Genomic DNA, 18,414 nt, shown 5'->3' on the forward strand with positions numbered 1-18,414 from the left:
TCGGGGGTGTGTGCCTTTTTGTTCGAAAAACCCTTTTTGGGGACACCAGCTGTAGAGAAGTTTTTTTCCCCGACACCTGAACTGGCCAAAGGGAGCCGGTCGCGCGCTGAATGTCCACACGGGACACTTCCGGGTGGCAGGATGCCTGATTAAAATACGCAAAGCGCCCTAAACTGGACGCTTGCATCGCTAAAAGTGTCCCTTTAGGACAGGCGGGGGTTCCAGGCGATGCCACGAAGGATCCCCTCGCTTTTGTGCAGGCACCCGACCCCTGTCACTTCGCAGGAGCGGGTGCTTCGAGTTCCGCCAGGTCCGGTGCCGACCGGACGGACGGACTGATCACGGTCGCCAGGGCCAGTACGGCCATCCACAGCGTGAACAGCCACACCGTCGTGGTGGCGCCGACCCCGCCCAGCAGGAAACCGCCGATCAGCGACCCGAGCGGGACGGCCCCGAAGGCGATCATGCCCGCGGCGGCGAGCACCCGGCCCTGGAGGTGGTCCGGGGTGACCGCGAGCTGGTAGGCCGAGATCCCCACGTTCCACAGTGGACCGACGAAGGCCATTGCCCCGAACACCACGCCGAGCAGGAGCGGCTCGTCCACCACGGCCAGCAGCGGGACCAGCGGGAGCCAGACCCAGTTCGCCCCGATCACGACGGTCTTCAGCGACAGCCGTTTCGCCACCATGGGAGCGACCAGTGAGCCGAGCACCCCACCGACCGCGATGATGCCGAGCATGAAACCGACGGTCGCCGGTGAGGCGCCGCGGTTGTTCGCGATCACGATCACGGTCAGGAAAAGTCCCTGGAACAACAGGTTGCTGCCGGCGATCAGGAGCGTGGTCGCCCGGAGGAACGGTTGCCGCCACAGCCAGACGGCGCCTTCGGTGAACTCCGCGGCGCGCGGGCGGCGGCTCGCGGTGTCCCGCTGAACCTGGAAGTCCTTGCGGATCAGGCCGAGTGTCAGCACCGAGACCGCGTAGCTGACGATGTCGAACACGAACGGTACCGCGCGGCCGAAGCCGAACAAGATCCCGCCGAGAGGTTTGCCCAGCATGGCGGCGCCCCGGCGGCGTGCCTCGTTGCGCGCCAGTGCCAGGGGGAGTTGCGACGCGTCGACCACGTTGGGCACGGCGGCCGCTGCGGCCAACCGGTAGCACACCGCGAAGGTGCCTTCGAGGAAGCCGACCACGAGGATGTGCGGCAGGGTCAGCCGCCCGAACAGCAGAGCCGCCACCAGGGTGCTCAGCACCAGTGCGCACAGGATATCGCAGTAGATCATCATGCGCTTGCGGTCGAACCGGTCGACGAGCGCGCCAGCGGGCAGCTGGAACAGCAGTTGCGGCAGTAGCGAGACGAAGCCGGTGAGACCAGCGTCGGTGGCCGAGCCGGTCAGGGCGAGCACCAGCAGCGGGTACGCCACATTGGACACGTTCGAGCCCAGGATCGACACCGCCGATCCGGCCCACAGCAGAACGAAGTCACGGTTTCGATACAGCGGGGGCACGGGGGGACTCATGGTCCCCGATGCTCGTGGGCACGGGCACTCGCGCACAGAGAAGGATCGGCACTCCGGCACCCGGCGCGCTGCGTGAACGGGCACCACCTTCACCCTGACGCCCGTTCACGGCCGCCGGGCATCCTCGACCGATCATCCCTGGCTCCCGGTCTTTGGTGGCAGGACAGGAAGGCGGACCATGGACACCCGAGGCAACTCCCGTGCCGAACTGCTGCGGCGACGGCTGCGAGGTATCGGCAACGTCGAGGCTTCCGGCGGGATCACCTCGGTGCCCCGGGACCGGCCGCTGCCGCTTTCGTTCGCGCAGCGCGGGTTGTGGTTGCTCGACCAGACCCGGCCCGGTGGCGCCGACTACCTGATGCCGGTGCGGTTGCGGCTGCGCGGCGAGGTGGACGTACCCGCGCTGCGCCGGGCCCTGGACGAGATCGTGGCCAGGCACGAGGTGCTGCGCACCCGGTACCCGGAAGGTGGTTCCGGCGGCGAGCCCGTGCAGGTGATCGACGAGCCGGGGCCGGTGCCCTTCGAGCGGCTCGACCTCGCCGGCCGTCCGGAGTCGCTCGCCGAGGTGCTGGCCGCCGCGGGCGCTCGTCCGATCGACCTGGCCGAAAAGTGGCCGCTGCGAGCCCTGCTGGTCCGGCTGTCCGATGTGGACCATGCGCTCCTCCTTTCCGTGCATCACATCGCCTCGGACGGGTGGTCCGAGAACATTCTTCTGTCCGAATTGGACACTGTGTACGCCGCGTTCGCCGCGGGTCGTCCGTCTCCGCTCGGACCGCTCCCGGTGCAGTACGGGGACTTCGCCGTATGGCAGCGGGAGCGGCTCACCGGCGGTCGTCTCACCGAGAAGGTCGAGTACTGGCGCAAGCAACTCGACGGGATCACCCCGCTCGAGCTTCCGACGGATCGGCCCCGCGGACCGGTCCGCGACAGTGCGGGCGCGACCGTGTCGGTCATCGTGCCCGGGCCGCTGGCCGAGAGCCTGACCCGGCTCGGCCGGGAGCACGGCGCGACACCGTACATGGTGCTCCTGGCGGCCTTCCAGGTGTTGCTCGGCCGCTACTCCGGACAGTCCGACGTGGTGGTGGGCAGCCCGGTCGCCGGGCGCGAAGAGGACCGGACAGAGGGCCTGCTCGGCATGTTCGTCAACATGATCGCGCAGCGCGCCGGACTGTCCGCCGAACAGTCCTTTGTGGACCTGCTGACCCGGGTGCGGGCGACCGCGTTGGACGCCTACACCCACCAGGACACCCCCTTCGATCTGGTGGTCGACGAACTCGCGGGACAGCGGGATCCGTCCCGGACCCCGCTGTTCCAGGTGGTGTTCCAGCTCGGTGACGACGACGGACCGCGGCGCCTGTCCGGCCTCGGCGCCGAGGTGGAATCCCCGGGCTGGGACGTGGCGAAATACGATCTGGACCTCACCCTCGCCACCCGCCCGGACGGTTCCATCACCGGGCAGCTGGGCTACGCCACGGCCCTGTTCGATGCCGCGACCGCGCACCGGATGTCCGGCCATTTCGTCCAGCTGCTGGAAAGCATCGCCGCCGAACCGAACGGCAGACTCGGCGGGCTCGCCATGCTGGCGGACGAGGAACGCGAACGCCTGCTGGCGGCCGGGAACTGCCCGGACCTGACCTTCCCCGCCGAGGAGAGCCTGCCCGAGGTCTTCGCGGCACAGCTCGCCCGCACGCCGGACGCCCTGGCCGTCTCCTTCGACGGCGAGCACCTGACCTATGCCGAGCTCGACGCGCGGGCCAACCGGCTCGCCCACCGGCTCCGCTTGCACGGCGCGGCACCGGGACAGCTGGTCGGCGTATGCCTCGACCGGGGACTCGATCTCGTGGTGGCCCTGCTGGGCGTGCTCAAGTCCGGCGCGGGCTACGTGCCGCTCGATCCCGCCCAGCCCGCCGAGCGGCTGACCATGATGCGGGCCGACGCCGAGGTCGGCACGGTGGTCAGCACCGGTGAGCTCGCCGGGTGGCTGGCGGGCGAGCCGGTCACCGCGGTCCTGCTCGACCAGCCCGGCTCCGAGTGGCCGGAGACCGACCCGGCACACCTGGCGGGACCGGGCGACGTGGCGTACGTGATCTACACCTCCGGGTCCACCGGGAGGCCGAAGGGCGTCCCGGTCACACACGCGAACGTGCTGCGGCTGCTGCGATCCAGCGCGGCCGACTTCGCGTTCGGCCCGGACGACGTCTGGACCCTGTTCCACTCCTACGCCTTCGACTTCTCGGTCTGGGAGCTGTGGGGCGCGCTGCTGCACGGCGGGCGCGTCGTCGTCGTGCCGTTCACGGTTTCCCGTTCCCCGTGGGACTTCCTCGACCTGCTGATCGCCGAGGGCGTCACCGTGCTCAACCAGACCCCGTCGGCGTTCCGGCGGCTGATCGACGCGGTCGCCGAGGCGGAGACCCCGCCCGAGTCGCTCGCGCTGCGTTTCGTGGTGCTGGGCGGTGAGGCCGTCGACGTCGCCGACGTCGCGCCGTGGTTCGCCCGCTTCGGCGACGAGCGGCCCGCCGTGGTCAACATGTACGGGATCACCGAGACGACCGTGCACGTGACCTACCGCAGGCTGCGTGCCGAGGACACCACCGAGGGCCTGCGCAGCCCCCTCGGCAGGCCGCTGCCCGACCTGCGCGTCTACCTGCTCGACGGCAACCTCGACCCGGTCCCGGTCGGCGTGCCCGGCGAGCTCTACGTGTCCGGGCCGGGGCTCGCCCTCGGGTACCTCGGCCGCCCGGAACTGACCGCGGACCGGTTCGGCCCCGATCCGTACTCGCCACGTCCCGGCGCCCGCATGTACCGCACCGGAGACCTCGCCCGCCGCACCCTCGACGGCGATCTGGAGTTCGCGGGCCGGGCCGACGAGCAGGTCAAGATCCGCGGCCACCGGATCGAGCCGGGCGAGATCGAGGCCGCCCTCGCCGCCCACGCCGCGGTCGCCCGTGCCGTGGTGCTCGCGCACCGGCGGCCGGGGGAGTGGGAACACCGCCTCGTCGCCTACGCCGTGCCGGTCGCGGGCCACCGGCTGGACGCGGCGGACCTGCGTGACCACCTCAGCCGGCTCCTGCCCGCGTACATGGTGCCCGCGGCGTTCGTGCCGCTGGACCGGTTCCCGGTGACGGCCAACGGGAAGATCGATCGGACCGCCTTGCCCGAGCCGGTCGCTGGCCACGCGACGCCCGCCGGTTCGGTCGCTCCCCGCGACCCGGGGGAGCGGGCCATGGCCGAAGTGTGGGGCACGGCGCTCGGTGTCGGATCGGTCGGTGTGCACGACAACTTCTTCGCGCTGGGCGGTGACTCCATCCGGGCCATCCAGGTGGTGGGGGTGCTGCGCAAACGAGGGCTCCCGGTGACCGTGCAGGATCTGTTGCTGCATCAGACGGTCGAGAGCCTGACCCGGTTCGCCGGGACGGCGGACGGGCCGGTCGAGGACCGCCGGGTCGCCCCGTTCGAGCTGGTCGGCGAGGCCGACCGGAAGGCGTTGCCGGACGACCTCGCCGACGCCTACCCGATGTCCATGGGCCAGACCGCGATGGTCTACGAGATGGTGGCCGACAAGGACGTCAGCCTCTACCACAACATCACGCTGTTCCCGATCGTCGACGACGCCCCGTTCTCGCTGCCCGCACTGCGGGAAGCGGCGGTGCTTCTGGTGCGGCGGCACGAGATCCTGCGCACCGCCTTCGACCTGACCACCTACCGGGAGCCCATGCAGCTGGTGCACCGCAATGCGCCGATGGAGGTCGGTTACGACGACCTGCGCGGGACTCCCGGGCCGCGCGCCGACGAGGTGCTGGGGGAGTTCGTCGCCGACACTCGCCGCAAGCCCCTCGACGTCACGAAGGCGCCGTTGGTGCGCTTCCACGTGCACCAGACGGCGGAACGCCGGTGGACGCTGTCGTTCATCGAGTGTCACGCGGTCCTCGACGGCTGGAGTCACCACTCGCTGCTCGAAGAGCTGCTGGACACGTACCGGAGCCTTCGGGACGGGCGCACGCCGACGTTCCCCGAGCAGGCGCCGGTGCGCTTCGCCGACTTCATCGCCCACGAGAAGCGCTCCCTTGAGTCCACTGTGGACCAGGAGTTCTGGCGCGACCGGCTTGATCGCCACGACCCGGTCAGCCTGCCGCCCGGCTGGGCGTCGGCACCGAGCCCGGACGGCCTTCCCCACCAGATCAGCGTGCGGTACGCCGATCTGGAACCCAGGTTGCGCGCCTTGGCCGCGTTGGCGGGCGCCTCGCTGAAGACCGTGCTGTTCGCCGCGCACCTCAAGGTGCTGAGCACGATCAGCGGGTCGAGCCGGTTCCACACCGGACTGGTGCACAACGGCAGGCTCGAGGAACCGGGCGGTGAACTGGCGAGGGGCATGCACCTCAACCCGCTGCCGGTCTGCGTCGACCTGACCGCGACGAACTGGACCGGACTGGTCCGGCAGGTGTTCGCCGAAGAGGTGGCCGTCTGGCCGCACCGGCGCTTCCCGATCGGGGAGTTGCAGCGACGCTGGGGCGGGGGACGGCCGCTGGTCGACATCTCGTTCGCCTACCTGGACTTCCACGTCTTCGACACCGACCGGGTGGAGACGGCGAAGATCGTGGACGAGAGCTACAACGGGTTCGGCGTGGACGTGTGGAGCTTCCCCGGCGTCCTGCACTTCAGGGCACAGGCCGACCGGATCGCCCCGGTCCACGGGCCCGCGCTCGCCGCGATGTACCGGCGGGTGCTCGAAGCCATGGCCGCCGACCCGGAAGGTGACGTCCGCGGTGCCGCGCTCGCCCCGGCCGAGACCGAACGGCTGCTGTCGTTCGCGGACGGTCCGGTCGCCGAGTACCCGGACGCGTGTGCGCACGAACTGTTCGAACGCCAGGCCGCCCGCACCCCGGACGAGACCGCGCTGCGGTGTGCGGACGGGACCACGGTCACCTACGCGGACCTCAACGCCCGCGCGAACAGGCTGGCGCATCATCTGCGCGAGCAAGGCGCCGGTCCGGAGACGGTGCTCGGCGTGCTCCTGCGCCGCGGTCCCGAGCTGGTGACCGCGCTGCTCGCGGTCCTCAAATCCGGCGCGGCCTACCTGCCGCTCGACCCGAGCCACCCGGCGCAACGGCTGGCCACGGTGCTCACCGAGGCCGGCGCGACCACGGTGGTCACCGAGTCCGCCCTCGCCGACCGGGTGCCCGGCGCCACGACGGTCCTCGTCGGGGATCCGGCCATCGCCGCTCGTCCGGACGGAGACCTCGGCCGGACCGCGACGCCGGAGATGCTCGCGTACGTCATCTACACGTCCGGCTCGACGGGCACGCCGAAGGGCGTCATGGTCGAGCACCGCAACCTGGTCAACTACCTGTGCTGGCGAGCCGAATCCGCTGTCGCCGGGGGTTCCCCGCTGTACTCGTCGATGGCCTTCGACCTGCCGGTCACGTCCCTGTTCTCCGCGCTGCTGTCCGGCAGGCCGGTCACCCTCACGCCCGACGACGGCACCCCGGCCATCGAGGCGCTGGTCGCGGCGCTCGGGGAGGGCGGGTTCGGTCTCGTCAAGCTCACCCCGTCGCATCTGGCGGCACTCAGCCAGATGCTGACCGCCGAAGCGCTCCCCGGCGCGGCCGCCCGGCTCGTCGTGGGCGGCGAGGAGCTGACCAGGGACATGCTCGCCGCGTGGACCCGGCACGCCCCGGACACGGTGGTGGACAACGAATACGGGCCGACCGAGGCCACCGTGGGCTGCGCTTCCCACGTGAGCGCGGCCGGTGACCTCGAGGCGGGGCCGGTCCCGATCGGCCGCCCGGGCGCCAACACCGTGCTGCGCGTGCTGGACGCCGACCTCGAGCCGGTCCCGATCGGCGTGCTCGGCGAGCTGTACATCGGCGGCGCGCAGCTGGCCCGTGGTTACCGTGGCCGTCCCGACCTCACCGCGGACCGGTTCGTGCCCGATCCCTACGCCACCGGCCGACGCCTGTACCGCACCGGCGACCTCGCCCGCTACCGGGACGACGGCGTGCTGGAGTTCGCGGGCCGGGTGGACGACCAGGTCAAGATCCGCGGCTACCGGGTCGAACTGGGCGAGGTGGAGGCGGTCCTGCGAGCGCACGCCGAGCTGCGCGACGTGGCCGTACGCGCCCGCCGGACCGCTCGCGGAGACCAAGAACTGGTCGCCTACCTGGTCCCGGCACACGAGGGACTGGATCCGTCCGAGCTGCCCGGCCGGCTGTCAGGCGCCGTGCCCGAATACCTGATCCCGTCCGCGTGGGTGGTGCTGCCCGAACTGCCCACCACCCCCAGCGGCAAACTCGACACCAAGGCCCTGCCCGAACCGACGGCCACCGCCCGGACCGCGATGGCCCCGCGCACGGCGGTGGAGAAGATCATCGCCACCGCGCTGGCCAAGGGCCTCGCCATCGACGAGGTGGGCGTGGACGTCCCGTTCAGCGACCTGGGCCTGCACTCGTTGCTGATCATCCGCGTGTTGGTCGAACTCCGCGAAGAACACGGCCTGCCGGTGGAGTTGCGCGACTTCTACGAGCACCGCACGGTGATCGATCTGGCCGCGGCCGTCGACCCGGCCAGCAAAGGCGGCTTCCGGCCGACCGAGGCGGCGGTGATGGAATCCGCCGCGACCTGGGCACGTGACGCCGTCGTGTGGCTGCGCCGTACCGGATCGAAGCCGCCGCTGTTCTGCATGTACCCCGGTGGCGGTCTTTGGTACATCCGGCTGACCGAGCACATCAGCGCCGACCGTCCGGTGGCCGCGCTCGAGTGGCCCGGCCTGCATCGCGACACGCCCTCTCCGCAGAGTATCGCGAGCATGGCCGCGCTCTTCGTGGACCAGATCCGCGCGGTGCATCCGGAGGGGCCGTACCACCTGCTCGGCTGGTGCGGCGGCGGGCTGGTCACCGGCGAGATGGCCCGCATCATGCACCGCGACGGCGACCGGCTCACGCTGATGTTGCTCGACCCGGCGCAGGACTTCTACAAGCGGGAGAACATGTGGGAGGAGACCGCCATGTTCGCCCGTGGCGAGGACCTCCTCGACCAGTTGAACAACACGACGGATCCCGACGAGCTCGCCGAGATCCACCGCCAGTTCGCGGAAGTGCTCGACTACATCATCGACGAGGGCACCAAGGAGCCGCCGATCCCCGGGGACCCGTTCTGGCCGCGCCGGATCCGGGTGTGGCGAGAGCTGACCCAGGCGATGCTCGGTTTCCGCCAGCGCCCGTATTCCGGCCGGACCAACCTGCTGGTGGGCGACGAACTGGCCGACGGCCTGCACGAGACCAACTTCGGGCAGAGCTACGCGCAGTACCAGGATCGCTGGGTCAAGCTGGCCCCCGGCGGGCTCAAGGTCCACCGGGTCGGCGGCGACCACATGGGCGTATTGCGCCCGCCGCACGTGGCGAACCTGGCCGAGTTGCTCACCACGCTGATGAAGGCGACGGAGGAGGCGTGACGCTGGTGTCGGGCAGTCCCACGGTCGCCGGGATCGACCTCGAACGGGCGACGATCCCGGAACTGCAGCGCGCGATGGACTCCGGTCCGCTCACCTCGGTGGAGCTGACCGGGTTCTACCTGGACCGCATCCGCCTGCTCGACCCCCGGTTGCACGCGGTCATCACGACCAACCCGGACGCGCCGCGGCTCGCGGCGGAGAGCGACGACCGGCGCAGAGCCCGCCGGATGCTCGGTCTCCTGGACGGGATCCCGGTGCTGCTCAAGGACAACATCGACACCGCGGACCGGCAGCGGACCACGGCGGGCTCGTTCGCGCTGGCCGGGTCGCGTCCGGCCGCCGACGCCCATCTGGTCAAGCGGCTCCGCGCGGCCGGGGCGGTGATCCTCGGGAAGACGAACCTTTCGGAGTGGGCGAACTTCCGTGACCGGCGGTCGTCGAGCGGCTGGAGCGCGATCGGCGGGCAGACCGGCAATCCCTACGTGCTCGACCGCAACACCTGTGGCTCGTCGAGCGGCTCCGCCGCGGCGATCGCCGCGAACCTGGCCACGGTCGCGGTCGGCACGGAGACGAACGGCTCGATCGTCACCGCGGCGGGCGCGAACGGGGTCGTCGGCGTCAAGCCGAGTATCGGCCTGGTGAGCCGGGGCGGCGTGGTGCCGATCTCGGCGGTGCAGGACACCGCGGGCCCCATGGCCCGAACGGTGACCGACGCGGCCATCCTGCTGGCCGTCCTCAACGGTTCCGACAGCGGCGATCCGTCCACTGCGGACAGTCCGGCCCGGCCGGACTATCTGCGCTTCTTGGATCCTGCCGCGTTGCACGGCAAGCGGATCGGTCTCTGGGATCCCACCGGAGGTAGCAGCCCGGAAACCCTGGCGGCGTTCGCGCGCGCCGTGGACCGGCTGGAATCCTCGGGAGCGACGACGGTCGAGGTGACGATCCCCGGACTGGACGTGGTGGGCCGCACCGAATTGCCGTCGATGCTGCACGAGTTCAAGCACGGCATCAACGAGTACCTGGCGGCGACCCCCGGCGACCACCCGGCGGACCTGGCAGGCCTGATCGAGTTCAACAAGGCCAACGCGGACGTCGAGATGGGGTTCTTCGGGCAAGAGCTGTTCGAGGAGGCGCAGGCCACGAGCGGTGACCTGACCGAACCGGCGTACCTGAGCATGCGCGCGGAGGCGACCGGAGCGGCGCGCCGCGGGCTGGACGACACGCTCCGCGCACACCGCCTGGACGCGATCGTGGCACCGACGAACGCCCCGGCCTGGAAGACCACGCTCGGCCGGGGCGACGACTACCGGTTCGGTTCGTCCGCGCCCGCCGCGGTGTCCGGCTACCCGAACATCACCGTCCCCATGGGATTCGTCGGCCCGCTGCCGGTCGGCCTGTCGATCATGGCCGGCCGGTACAGCGAGCCGACGGTACTGGCGCTGGCGTACGCGTTCGAGCAGGCCGCCCGCGCACGCCGGCCACCGGAATTCCTCCCGACCGGCTAGATCGGCAGCCGGGCCGTCAGATCAGCCCGGCACGGACCGCGTGGGCGACCGCGTGGGCCCGGTTGCGCACCTGAAGCCGCGCCATCAGCTCGTAGATGACGTTCTTCACAGTGTGCTCGGAACAGGACAGCTCGCGTGCGATGTCGGCGTTGCCGTGCCCGTCCGCCACCAGGGTGAGCACCGTCAGCTGTCGCTCCGTGAGCGGTGCGGCCAGGGGGTCGCCGATCGGCATGGACAGTTCGGCGCCACCGCTGAGCAAACGGACCAGTACCCCGTACGGCACCCGGCTCTCCCCGTGTACGGCCGAATGCACGGCGGCGCCGAACTGGTCCGGCGTCGTTTCGGGGGTCTGCAACAGGATCCGCGCACCCGCCCGGACCGCATGCAGCACACCGGCCGGGTTGAGGGTGTCGGCGGCGACGATCAACCGCTGGCCCCGCGTACGGAGCGTGGGGGGACAGGTGGTCAGCGCCTCGTCGATCGTGCTGCCGGCGGCCACCACCACGGTGCCCGTGGTAGACGCGACGAGGACTCCCGCCTGTCTCAATTTGGCGACCACGGCTTCCCTGACCGCGGCGCCCGCCGCGGTCACTTGCACACTGATCACAGCAACCTGGCCCGGAGTGCGTAAGCGACGGCGTGCGCGCGGTTGCGCAGCCGGAATCGCTGGGTGATGTCGTGCACGACCGCCGTCACCGTGCGCGCCGAGTACGACAGCCGCCGGGCGATCTCGTCGGTCTCGTAACCCTCGGCGACCAGGCGCAGCACCGCGTGCTCGCGTTCGCTGAGCCCCGCGCGTGCCCACGCCTGCGGCGCGACCGGCGTCTGGTTTTCCATTCCCTGTTCGAGAACCCGGTCGATCAGATCCGGCGGCATGGTGCAGTCGCCGACGACGGCGGCGAGGACGGCGCGGGAGAGCCGGCTCGCGCTGGCCTCCCTGCGGCGCAGCAGGCCGTGCGCACCGGCCGCGATCGCTTGCAGCGCGTCGCCCGGCGACAGTTCGGTGGCCAGCAGGACGACCTCGGGCCGGTGGGCCTGGTTCCTGATGGTGTGCACGACGTCGAGTACCTTCTCGTCCACGAGATCGACGACCACGACCGTGGCGTCCGCTTCCTCGCCGTTCGTCACGACCGTGAGTTCCGGACTTCCGTTCAGTGTGCAGCCGATGCCCGCCTCGAGTACCGGATCGGCCGCGTCCACACTGACCCTTGCGGGCTCTCCCATGCCAACTTCCCTTCCCCATTCGACCGTCGTCCAGTCTCATCGGGAAGGACGCTGTTGTCTTCCTCGCTACGTATGAAAATCGAGAACTTTTGCTGTGGTGTTCTTCGCATTTGGCGTGAATTTCACCGTTGTCACGGCGCTGTTCGTAGCGGAGGGACAAACGCGCAGCCGGTGCCCGCACGGATCTTGCCGCTCCTTCCCTGCCGTCCCACCACCTCCGGCAGCAGGCTGTGGCGAGCACACTTCGGAGGTTGCCATGGCCGACCCGGCACGCCGCCACCTGATCTCACTCGAGGACCTCGACGACGCCGACCTGCACTGGATCGTCGGCCGCGGGATCGAGCACACGCTCGGCCGCCGAACAGGCGAGCGCCCGTTGCGAGATTTGGTCGCGGGTATTTTGTTCCGCAAAACCTCGACCAGGACACGGACTTCGTTCTCCGCCGGAGCACTCCGGCTCGGCGCCCGGCTGATCACCTACGGTCCCGGCGACCTTCAGGAGAACACCGGTGAGACCATCGAGGACACCGCCGCCGTGCTGTCGGGCATGCTCGATCTGCTCGTGGTGCGGACGGCCGGAGGCGAGGCCGAGCTTCGCGCGTACGCCGTGAACCGGCGGATGGCGGTGATCAACGCGATGTGCGCGGAGGAACATCCCACCCAGGCACTCGCCGACCTCACCACGCTCACCCAGCGGTTCGGCCGGGTCGAGGGCCTGCGTGTGCTCTACGTCGGAGAGGGCAACAACACCGCGTCGGCGTTGGCCCTGGCGCTGTCCCGGTACGCCGGCACGAAGCTGTATCTGCGGACGCCGCCGGATTACGGCCTCGATCAACGTTTCCTGGACAAGGCCGAGGTCCACGCCCGGCGCAGCGGCGCTCTGGTGGAGGAGCGGCACGACATGGCCGCCCTGCCGACGGTCGACGTGGTCTATACCACGCGATGGCAGACCACGGGAACGGTCAAACACACCGAGGACTGGCGCGAGGTGTTCGCCCCGTTCCAGGTGGACGCCAAGGTGATGGCCGAGACCGGCGCGGAGGTCTTCCTGCACGACCTGCCCGCGCATCGCGGCGAGGAGGTCACCGCGGAGGTCCTCGACGGACCGGCGAGTCTCGCGTTTCAGCAGGCGGAGAACAAGTATCACAGTGCCCGCGCCGTACTCGAATGGTGCGGAACCGGTGGAGATCCGGTGGGCCGTGGCTGACGAAGTCCTGCTGTCGGGCGGCGAATGGCGGTTGTGGAACGAGTTCGCCTTGCGTGGCCCCGGATTTCCCGCCTCCGGGGTGCTGCGGCTGGCGCCGCTCGGGCTCGCCGAGGCGGCGGACAAGTTCGCCGGGGGAGCCGGGCTCACCGGTCCCGAGTGGCTCGCGTTCGAGGAGCTGTTCGCGGACGCGATGGTGAACAACGTCAAGGAACTGCAGGAGATCGCCGCGCAACCGGCCTTCCAGGCCGCGGTGGCCTGGCAGAACCCGGCCCTGCTGCAGCGGGGTATCGGCTTGTTCCTCGGCTGGGATCCTTCGGCGGAGGGACGCACCAGCAAACGGCGTGAACGCGAGGAACTGGTCGCGCACTACTGGCAACGGTTCTGCGTGAAGAACGACACGATCGGCTTCTTCGGCCCCGTGGGATGGGGCAAGTGGGACGAGTCGGTGGACGGCGTCGTCGTCGAGCCGGGCTCCGGTCTGGTCGCCGAGTCGAACATCTACTTCTCGAGCTGGGCCGTCGACGCGGTCGCCCGCACGGTCGGCACCGATCCCCGGCTGCGGGCGTGGATCGCGCCGCGCCGGGTGTCCTTCGTCCGGATCGCCGGAGACCTGGCAGGGATGCCCGGGCGGCCTCCGCAACGGCTCGAGCCGCTCGAGCGGGAGATTCTCTCGCGCTGCGACGGTGTCCGCCGTCCGGCTGAGCTCGCGGCGGAACTCGGGGTGACCGAAGACGCGGTCGTGTCCCTCTTGGACGACTTGGTGCGGCGACGGCTGATCGTGTGGCGGCTGGAGGTGCCGACCTGCGCGTATCCCGAACGCTACCTGCGGGCCGTGCTGGAGCGGGTCTCGGATCCCGGCCTGCGGCAGGACGCGCTGGCCAAGGTGGCGGTACTCGAACGCGGCCGGGATCGGATCCAGGCGGCCGGTGTCGACGCCAACGCCCTCTCGGCGGCGTTCACCGAGCTGGAGACCGAGTTCGAGGAGCTGACCCAGGTCGCGGCGCAACGCGCCAAGGGCACGCGGACCGCACCGTGCCGGGCGCTGATCTACGCCGACTGCCGCCGGTCCGCCACGGTCCGGATCGGCGCCGCGATCCGCGACGAGCTGACCCCGCTGGGCCTGTGCCTCACCGCCGCCCGCTGGCTGACCGGCCGGTTCGGAGAGGCCGTCGGGCGCCGCGTCCGAGAGGTTTACGAGCGCCTGCGTGACCGGCACGGGAGCGTGGATCTCGCGTCGTTGTGGATGGAGTGCCTGCCCGCCCCGCACGGTGGGTCGATCGCCGACATCGACCGGATCCAGGCCGAGCTGAGAGATCGCTGGGCGCGGATCCTGGACGTCCCCGCGGACGCCCGGCGGGTCCGTCTGTCCAGTGTGGACATCGCGGACCGGGTGCGGGAGGAGTTCGGGGAAACCGGCCCCGGCTGGCCGCAGTCCCGGTACGTCAGCCCGGACGTGATGGTCGTCGCCGACGACGCCGACGCGGTGGCACGCGGGAATTTCGAGCTGGTCCTCGGCGAGCTGCACGTCGCGATGAACACCGCCAGCACCTCGCTGTGGGTGATGCAGCATCCGGACGCCGGACGGCTGCTCGCCGAGACCGCCACCGACTTCCCGAGTCCGCGCCTGTTGCCGATGCTGCCCAAGGAACAGCCGCCGCGGTGGTCGGCGCGCAGCCGGATCTCCCTGGACCGGCCCGAGGACTACTACGTGGCCCTGGTGGACCACACGGTCGATCCGGAGCGGGACAGGACGGTGCTGAGTGCCGACGTCCTGGTCGAAGAACGGGGCGACCGGCTGGTGGCCGTGCTGCCCGACAGCGCGGAGTTCGACCTGCTGGACGTGTTCAGCAACGCGATGACCAACCGGGTCATGGACCGGTTCTCCCTGCGGCCGCACGCGGGCCACTCACCCCGGGTGACGGTCGATCGGCTGGTGGTGGCACGCGAGTCGTGGTCGATCCCGGTGGAGGACATGGACTTCGTTTCGGAGAAGTCCGAGGCCCGGCGGTTCGTGCTGGGCCGTCGGTGGCGGGAGTCGTTGGGGTTGCCGCGTTTCGTGTTCGTCGTCTCGCCGGGCGAGCCTCGTCCGTTCTATGTGGACTTCGACGCACCGGTGTACGTGAACATCTTCGCGAAGGCCGTCCGGCGGCTGGCGCGGCAGGATCCTGGCGGCAGGCTGGTGATCACGGAGATGTTGCCGTCGCCCGAGCAGGTGTGGCTGACCGACGACGTGGGGAACCGCTACACCTCCGAACTACGCTTCGTCGCGGTCGACCAGTCCGCCCGATGATCGCCCACGCGTCCTGGCTCGGCGCTGCCGACGTACTGGCGGCGGCGCGGCGGACCGACGGCCGGATCCGCCGCACGCCACTGCTGCCGCTGGACGGCCTGCCGCACATCCTGCTCAAGGCCGAGCATCTGCAGCTCGGCGGCTCGTTCAAGACCCGCGGCGCGGCGAACGCGATGCTCGACCTTGCCGCCACCCACGTCGTGACCGGCTCGTCGGGCAACCACGGGATCGCGGTCGCGCGGATCGGCGCGGAACTGGGCGTGGGGGTGACGGTCGTCGTCGCGGGGGGAGCGCGGGCCGACAAGGCCGCCGCCATCGGCAGGCTCGGCGCTCAGGTGGTCGAAGTGCCCGGTGGGGTGGCCCAACGGGACCAGCACGCGCGAGATCTCGCCGACCGCACCGGCGCGGTGTTCGTGCCGTCCTCGGACCACGGGCTGGTGGTCGCCGGCGCGGGCACCGTGGGGCTGGAGGTCTTCGACGCGATACCGGACCTCGACGCGATCTTCGTGCCGACCGGCGGCGGCGGTCTGCTGGCCGGTGTGTGCCTTGCCGCCGAAGGAACGCGCGGGACACCGCGGATCATCGGGGTGGAACCGGTGGCGGCGCGGCGTTACGCCCGTTCGCTGGCGGCCGGATGCCCGGTCGAGGTGCCGCCGTCCGACACGGTGGCCGACGGGCTGCGTGGCCAGCGGCCGGGCGCGATCCCGTTCCCGATCATCCGGCGCCGGGTCGACGAGATGATCGAGGTCACGGACGAGGCGATCCTGGCGGCGATGGACCTGTTGCACCGCAACGGCGTCGAGGCGGAACCGAGCGGAAGCGTCGCTCTCGCCGGAGCTTTGCGGACCGGGTTCACCGGCCGGGCCGTCGCCATCGTCTCCGGTGGGAACACACCGAGGCGCTTCCGCGCCGTTGATCCCCGATAGCCGCGAGGAGCGTTGCCGACATGGTCTGGTTGAGCGGAAAGTGGCGGCTTTGGGACCAGTTCGCGGTCCGTGGCGCGGGTTTCCCCGCCGCCGGTGTGCTGCGGCTGGCGCCGGAAGGACTGGCGGCCGCCGCGGACCAGTTCGACGAGGGCACGCGGCTGTCCGGCCCGGCGTGGGACGTGTTCGACAAGCAGTTCGCCGCCTCGGCCGTGGAAACAGCCGTCGAACTCCAGGCGATCGCGTCCGCGCCGGGGTTCCGGGACGCGGTCGAGTGGCAGAATTCGACGATCTGGCGAACCGGTGTCGAATCCTTCCTGGCCTGGGAGCCGTCGGTGGCTGGCCGGACCAGCAAACCGCGGCAGCGTGAGGAACTGGTGGCGCAGTACTGGCAACGGTTCTGCGTGAAGAACGACACGATCGGCTTCTTCGGCCCGGTGGGATGGGGCCGGTGGGACGAGTCGGTCGAGGGCGTCGCCGTCGAGCCGGGCTCCGGGCTGATCACGGCTTCGAACGTCTACTTCGCCAGCTGGGCGATCGACGCGGTGGCCCAGGCGATCAGCGCCGATCCGCGGTCGCGGAACTGGGTGGCGCCGCGCCGGGTGCCGTTCGTACGGACTTCCGGCGGCCTGGCGCACCTCCCCGGCCGGGCACCGCAGGAGATCCCGCCGGAGCTCGGCCGGGTGCTCGACCACTGCGACGGAGTCCGGACCGCACAGGCGATCCAGGAGAGCCTGGGCCCCGCAGTGGCCTCCGCGCTGGAGGAGTTGGTGCTGCGCCGATGGATCGTCTGGCGGCTGGACATCCCGGCGGGCGCACACCCCGAACGGCATCTGCGAGCCTGGCTGGAGTCCGTCGGGGACACCGAGTTCCGGGAGCACTGGCTCGCCCGGCTGGACGAGCTGGAGCGCGGTCGCGAGCGAGTCGGGGCGGCGGCGTCCGCCGAGCTGCCGGACGAGTTGGGCGCGCTGGAGACCGTCTTCACGACCCTGACCGGCGCGGCGGCGACCCGCGCCAAGGGCACGAACACCGCCCCCTGCCGTGGCCTGGTCTACTCCGACACCGTCCGTGCGGCGCGGTCCCGGCTCGGCACCGGCACCCTGGCCGAGCTCGCCCCGCTCGACCTGCTGATGACCAGCGCGACCTGGCTGACCTCCCGGCTCGCCGACACGGTGCTGAGTCACGCCCGGCGGGTCCACACCGGCCTCGCGGCCGCTGGACCGGTCGACCTCGCCGCGTTCTGGTTCGCGTGCATGCCGATCCTGCACGGTTCGGCGGTGGCCGAGGCCACGGCACTCCGTCTCGAACTGGCCACGCGGTGGGCGAGAATCCTCGACGTCCCCGACGGTGCCCGCCGAGTCCGAGTGTCCAGTGTGGACATCGCGGACCGGGTGCGGGACGAGTTCGGCGAGCCGTCCCCCGGCTGGGGCATGGCCCGCTACCTCAGCCCGGACGTGTTCGTCGTCCCCGGCGACGACGGCGGGCTGGTGCTCGGCGAGCTGCACGTCGCGTCGAACACCCTCGGCGCCTCGCTGTTCGTCAATCAGCATCCGGCACTCGGCGAACTGCTCGCCGAGACCGCGGCCGACTTCCCCGGCCCGCGCCTGCTTCCGATGCTGCCCAAGGAACACAGATCCCGGCTGTCCGCCCGGATTCGCTATTCGCTCGACCGGCCGGAGGACTACTACGTCGCCCTCGTGGACCACACGGCCGACCCGAAACGCGGGCGGACGGTGCTGAGCGCAAACGTCCGGGTGGAGGCACGGGGTGACCGGCTGGTGGCGGTGTTGCCCGACAGCACGGAGTTCGACGTGCTCGACGTGTTCGGGCACGTGCTGACCACACTGGCGATGGACCTGTTCCGGATCATGCCGGACGCGGACCACACACCTCGGGTGACGATCGACCGGCTGGTGGTGGCGCGGGAGTCGTGGTCGGTTCCGGTGGAGGAACTGGGATTCACGGCGGAGAAGTCGGAGTCGCGGCGGTTCGTGCTGGGTCGTCGGTGGCGGGAGTCGTTGGGGTTGCCACGGTTTGTCTTCGTGGTGTCACCGGGGGAGCCGCGTCCGTTCTATGTGGACTTCGAAGCTCCGGTGTATGTGAATGTCTTCGCGAAGGCTGTTCGGCGATTGGCGCGCCAGGATCCGGGCGGCCGGTTGGCGATCACGGAGATGTTGCCGTCACCCGAACAGGTCTGGCTGACCGACGACGCGGGTTCTCGCTACACCGCCGAACTGCGTTTCGTCGCCGTCCACAACGGATAGCCGGTTTGTCTGCGTGTTCTTCCCTCCGCAAGGCG

At 70.6% G+C, this 18,414-nt stretch carries 9 protein-coding genes; 6 read left to right on the top strand and 3 right to left on the bottom strand.

The features are described from left to right. Positions 1-274 precede the first annotated feature (274 nt). On the bottom strand, positions 275-1,519 hold the full coding sequence (locus tag ACZ5IK_RS25060) for an MFS transporter (RefSeq protein WP_465489884.1): 1,245 nt from the start codon (positions 1,517-1,519) through the stop codon (positions 275-277). Positions 1,520-1,697: 178 nt separating this feature from the next. Between ACZ5IK_RS25060 and ACZ5IK_RS25065 the strand changes: the two genes are divergently transcribed. Both ACZ5IK_RS25065 and ACZ5IK_RS25070 read left to right on the top strand, forming a co-directional pair. Continuing rightward, entirely contained in the window at positions 1,698-8,966 is a 7,269-nt protein-coding gene (locus ACZ5IK_RS25065) for an amino acid adenylation domain-containing protein (protein WP_465489885.1), read from the top strand. Beyond that, positions 8,963-10,471: an amidase gene (locus ACZ5IK_RS25070; RefSeq protein ID WP_465489886.1), complete on the top strand. Its 1,509-nt coding sequence runs from the start codon at positions 8,963-8,965 to the stop codon at positions 10,469-10,471. Before ACZ5IK_RS25065 ends, ACZ5IK_RS25070 begins: the two co-directional genes overlap by 4 nt. Before the next feature lie 16 nt (positions 10,472-10,487). On the opposite strand, the gene ACZ5IK_RS25075 is transcribed toward ACZ5IK_RS25070, so the two are convergent. Both ACZ5IK_RS25075 and ACZ5IK_RS25080 read right to left on the bottom strand, forming a co-directional pair. Further along, positions 10,488-11,078: a response regulator transcription factor gene (locus ACZ5IK_RS25075; RefSeq protein WP_465489887.1), complete on the bottom strand. Its 591-nt coding sequence runs from the start codon at positions 11,076-11,078 to the stop codon at positions 10,488-10,490. Beyond that, positions 11,075-11,695 (bottom strand): response regulator transcription factor, encoded by a 621-nt coding sequence (locus tag ACZ5IK_RS25080; protein WP_168214294.1) that lies wholly within the window; start codon positions 11,693-11,695, stop codon positions 11,075-11,077. Before ACZ5IK_RS25080 ends, ACZ5IK_RS25075 begins: the two co-directional genes overlap by 4 nt. 256 nt (positions 11,696-11,951) lie before the next feature. Here ACZ5IK_RS25080 and ACZ5IK_RS25085 point away from each other — a divergent pair, with 256 nt between their 5' ends. The 4 genes from ACZ5IK_RS25085 to ACZ5IK_RS25100 are packed head-to-tail and all read left to right on the top strand — an operon-like array spanning position 11,952 to position 18,379. Further along, a complete protein-coding gene (locus tag ACZ5IK_RS25085; protein ID WP_465489888.1) occupies positions 11,952-12,902 on the top strand; it encodes an ornithine carbamoyltransferase in 951 nt (316 codons plus the stop codon). Further along, entirely contained in the window at positions 12,895-15,192 is a 2,298-nt protein-coding gene (locus ACZ5IK_RS25090) for a lantibiotic dehydratase (protein ID WP_465489889.1), read from the top strand. Before ACZ5IK_RS25085 ends, ACZ5IK_RS25090 begins: the two co-directional genes overlap by 8 nt. Then, positions 15,189-16,118 carry a threonine ammonia-lyase gene (locus ACZ5IK_RS25095; protein ID WP_465489890.1) on the top strand — a complete coding sequence of 310 codons (930 nt, stop codon included), beginning with the start codon at positions 15,189-15,191 and terminating at the stop codon, positions 16,116-16,118. Before ACZ5IK_RS25090 ends, ACZ5IK_RS25095 begins: the two co-directional genes overlap by 4 nt. A 20-nt stretch (positions 16,119-16,138) precedes the next feature. Beyond that, positions 16,139-18,379, top strand: coding sequence for a lantibiotic dehydratase (locus tag ACZ5IK_RS25100; protein WP_465489891.1), 2,241 nt, complete (start codon positions 16,139-16,141; stop codon positions 18,377-18,379). Positions 18,380-18,414 lie beyond the last annotated feature (35 nt).

Source organism: Amycolatopsis sp. NPDC031561, assembly GCF_055580625.1.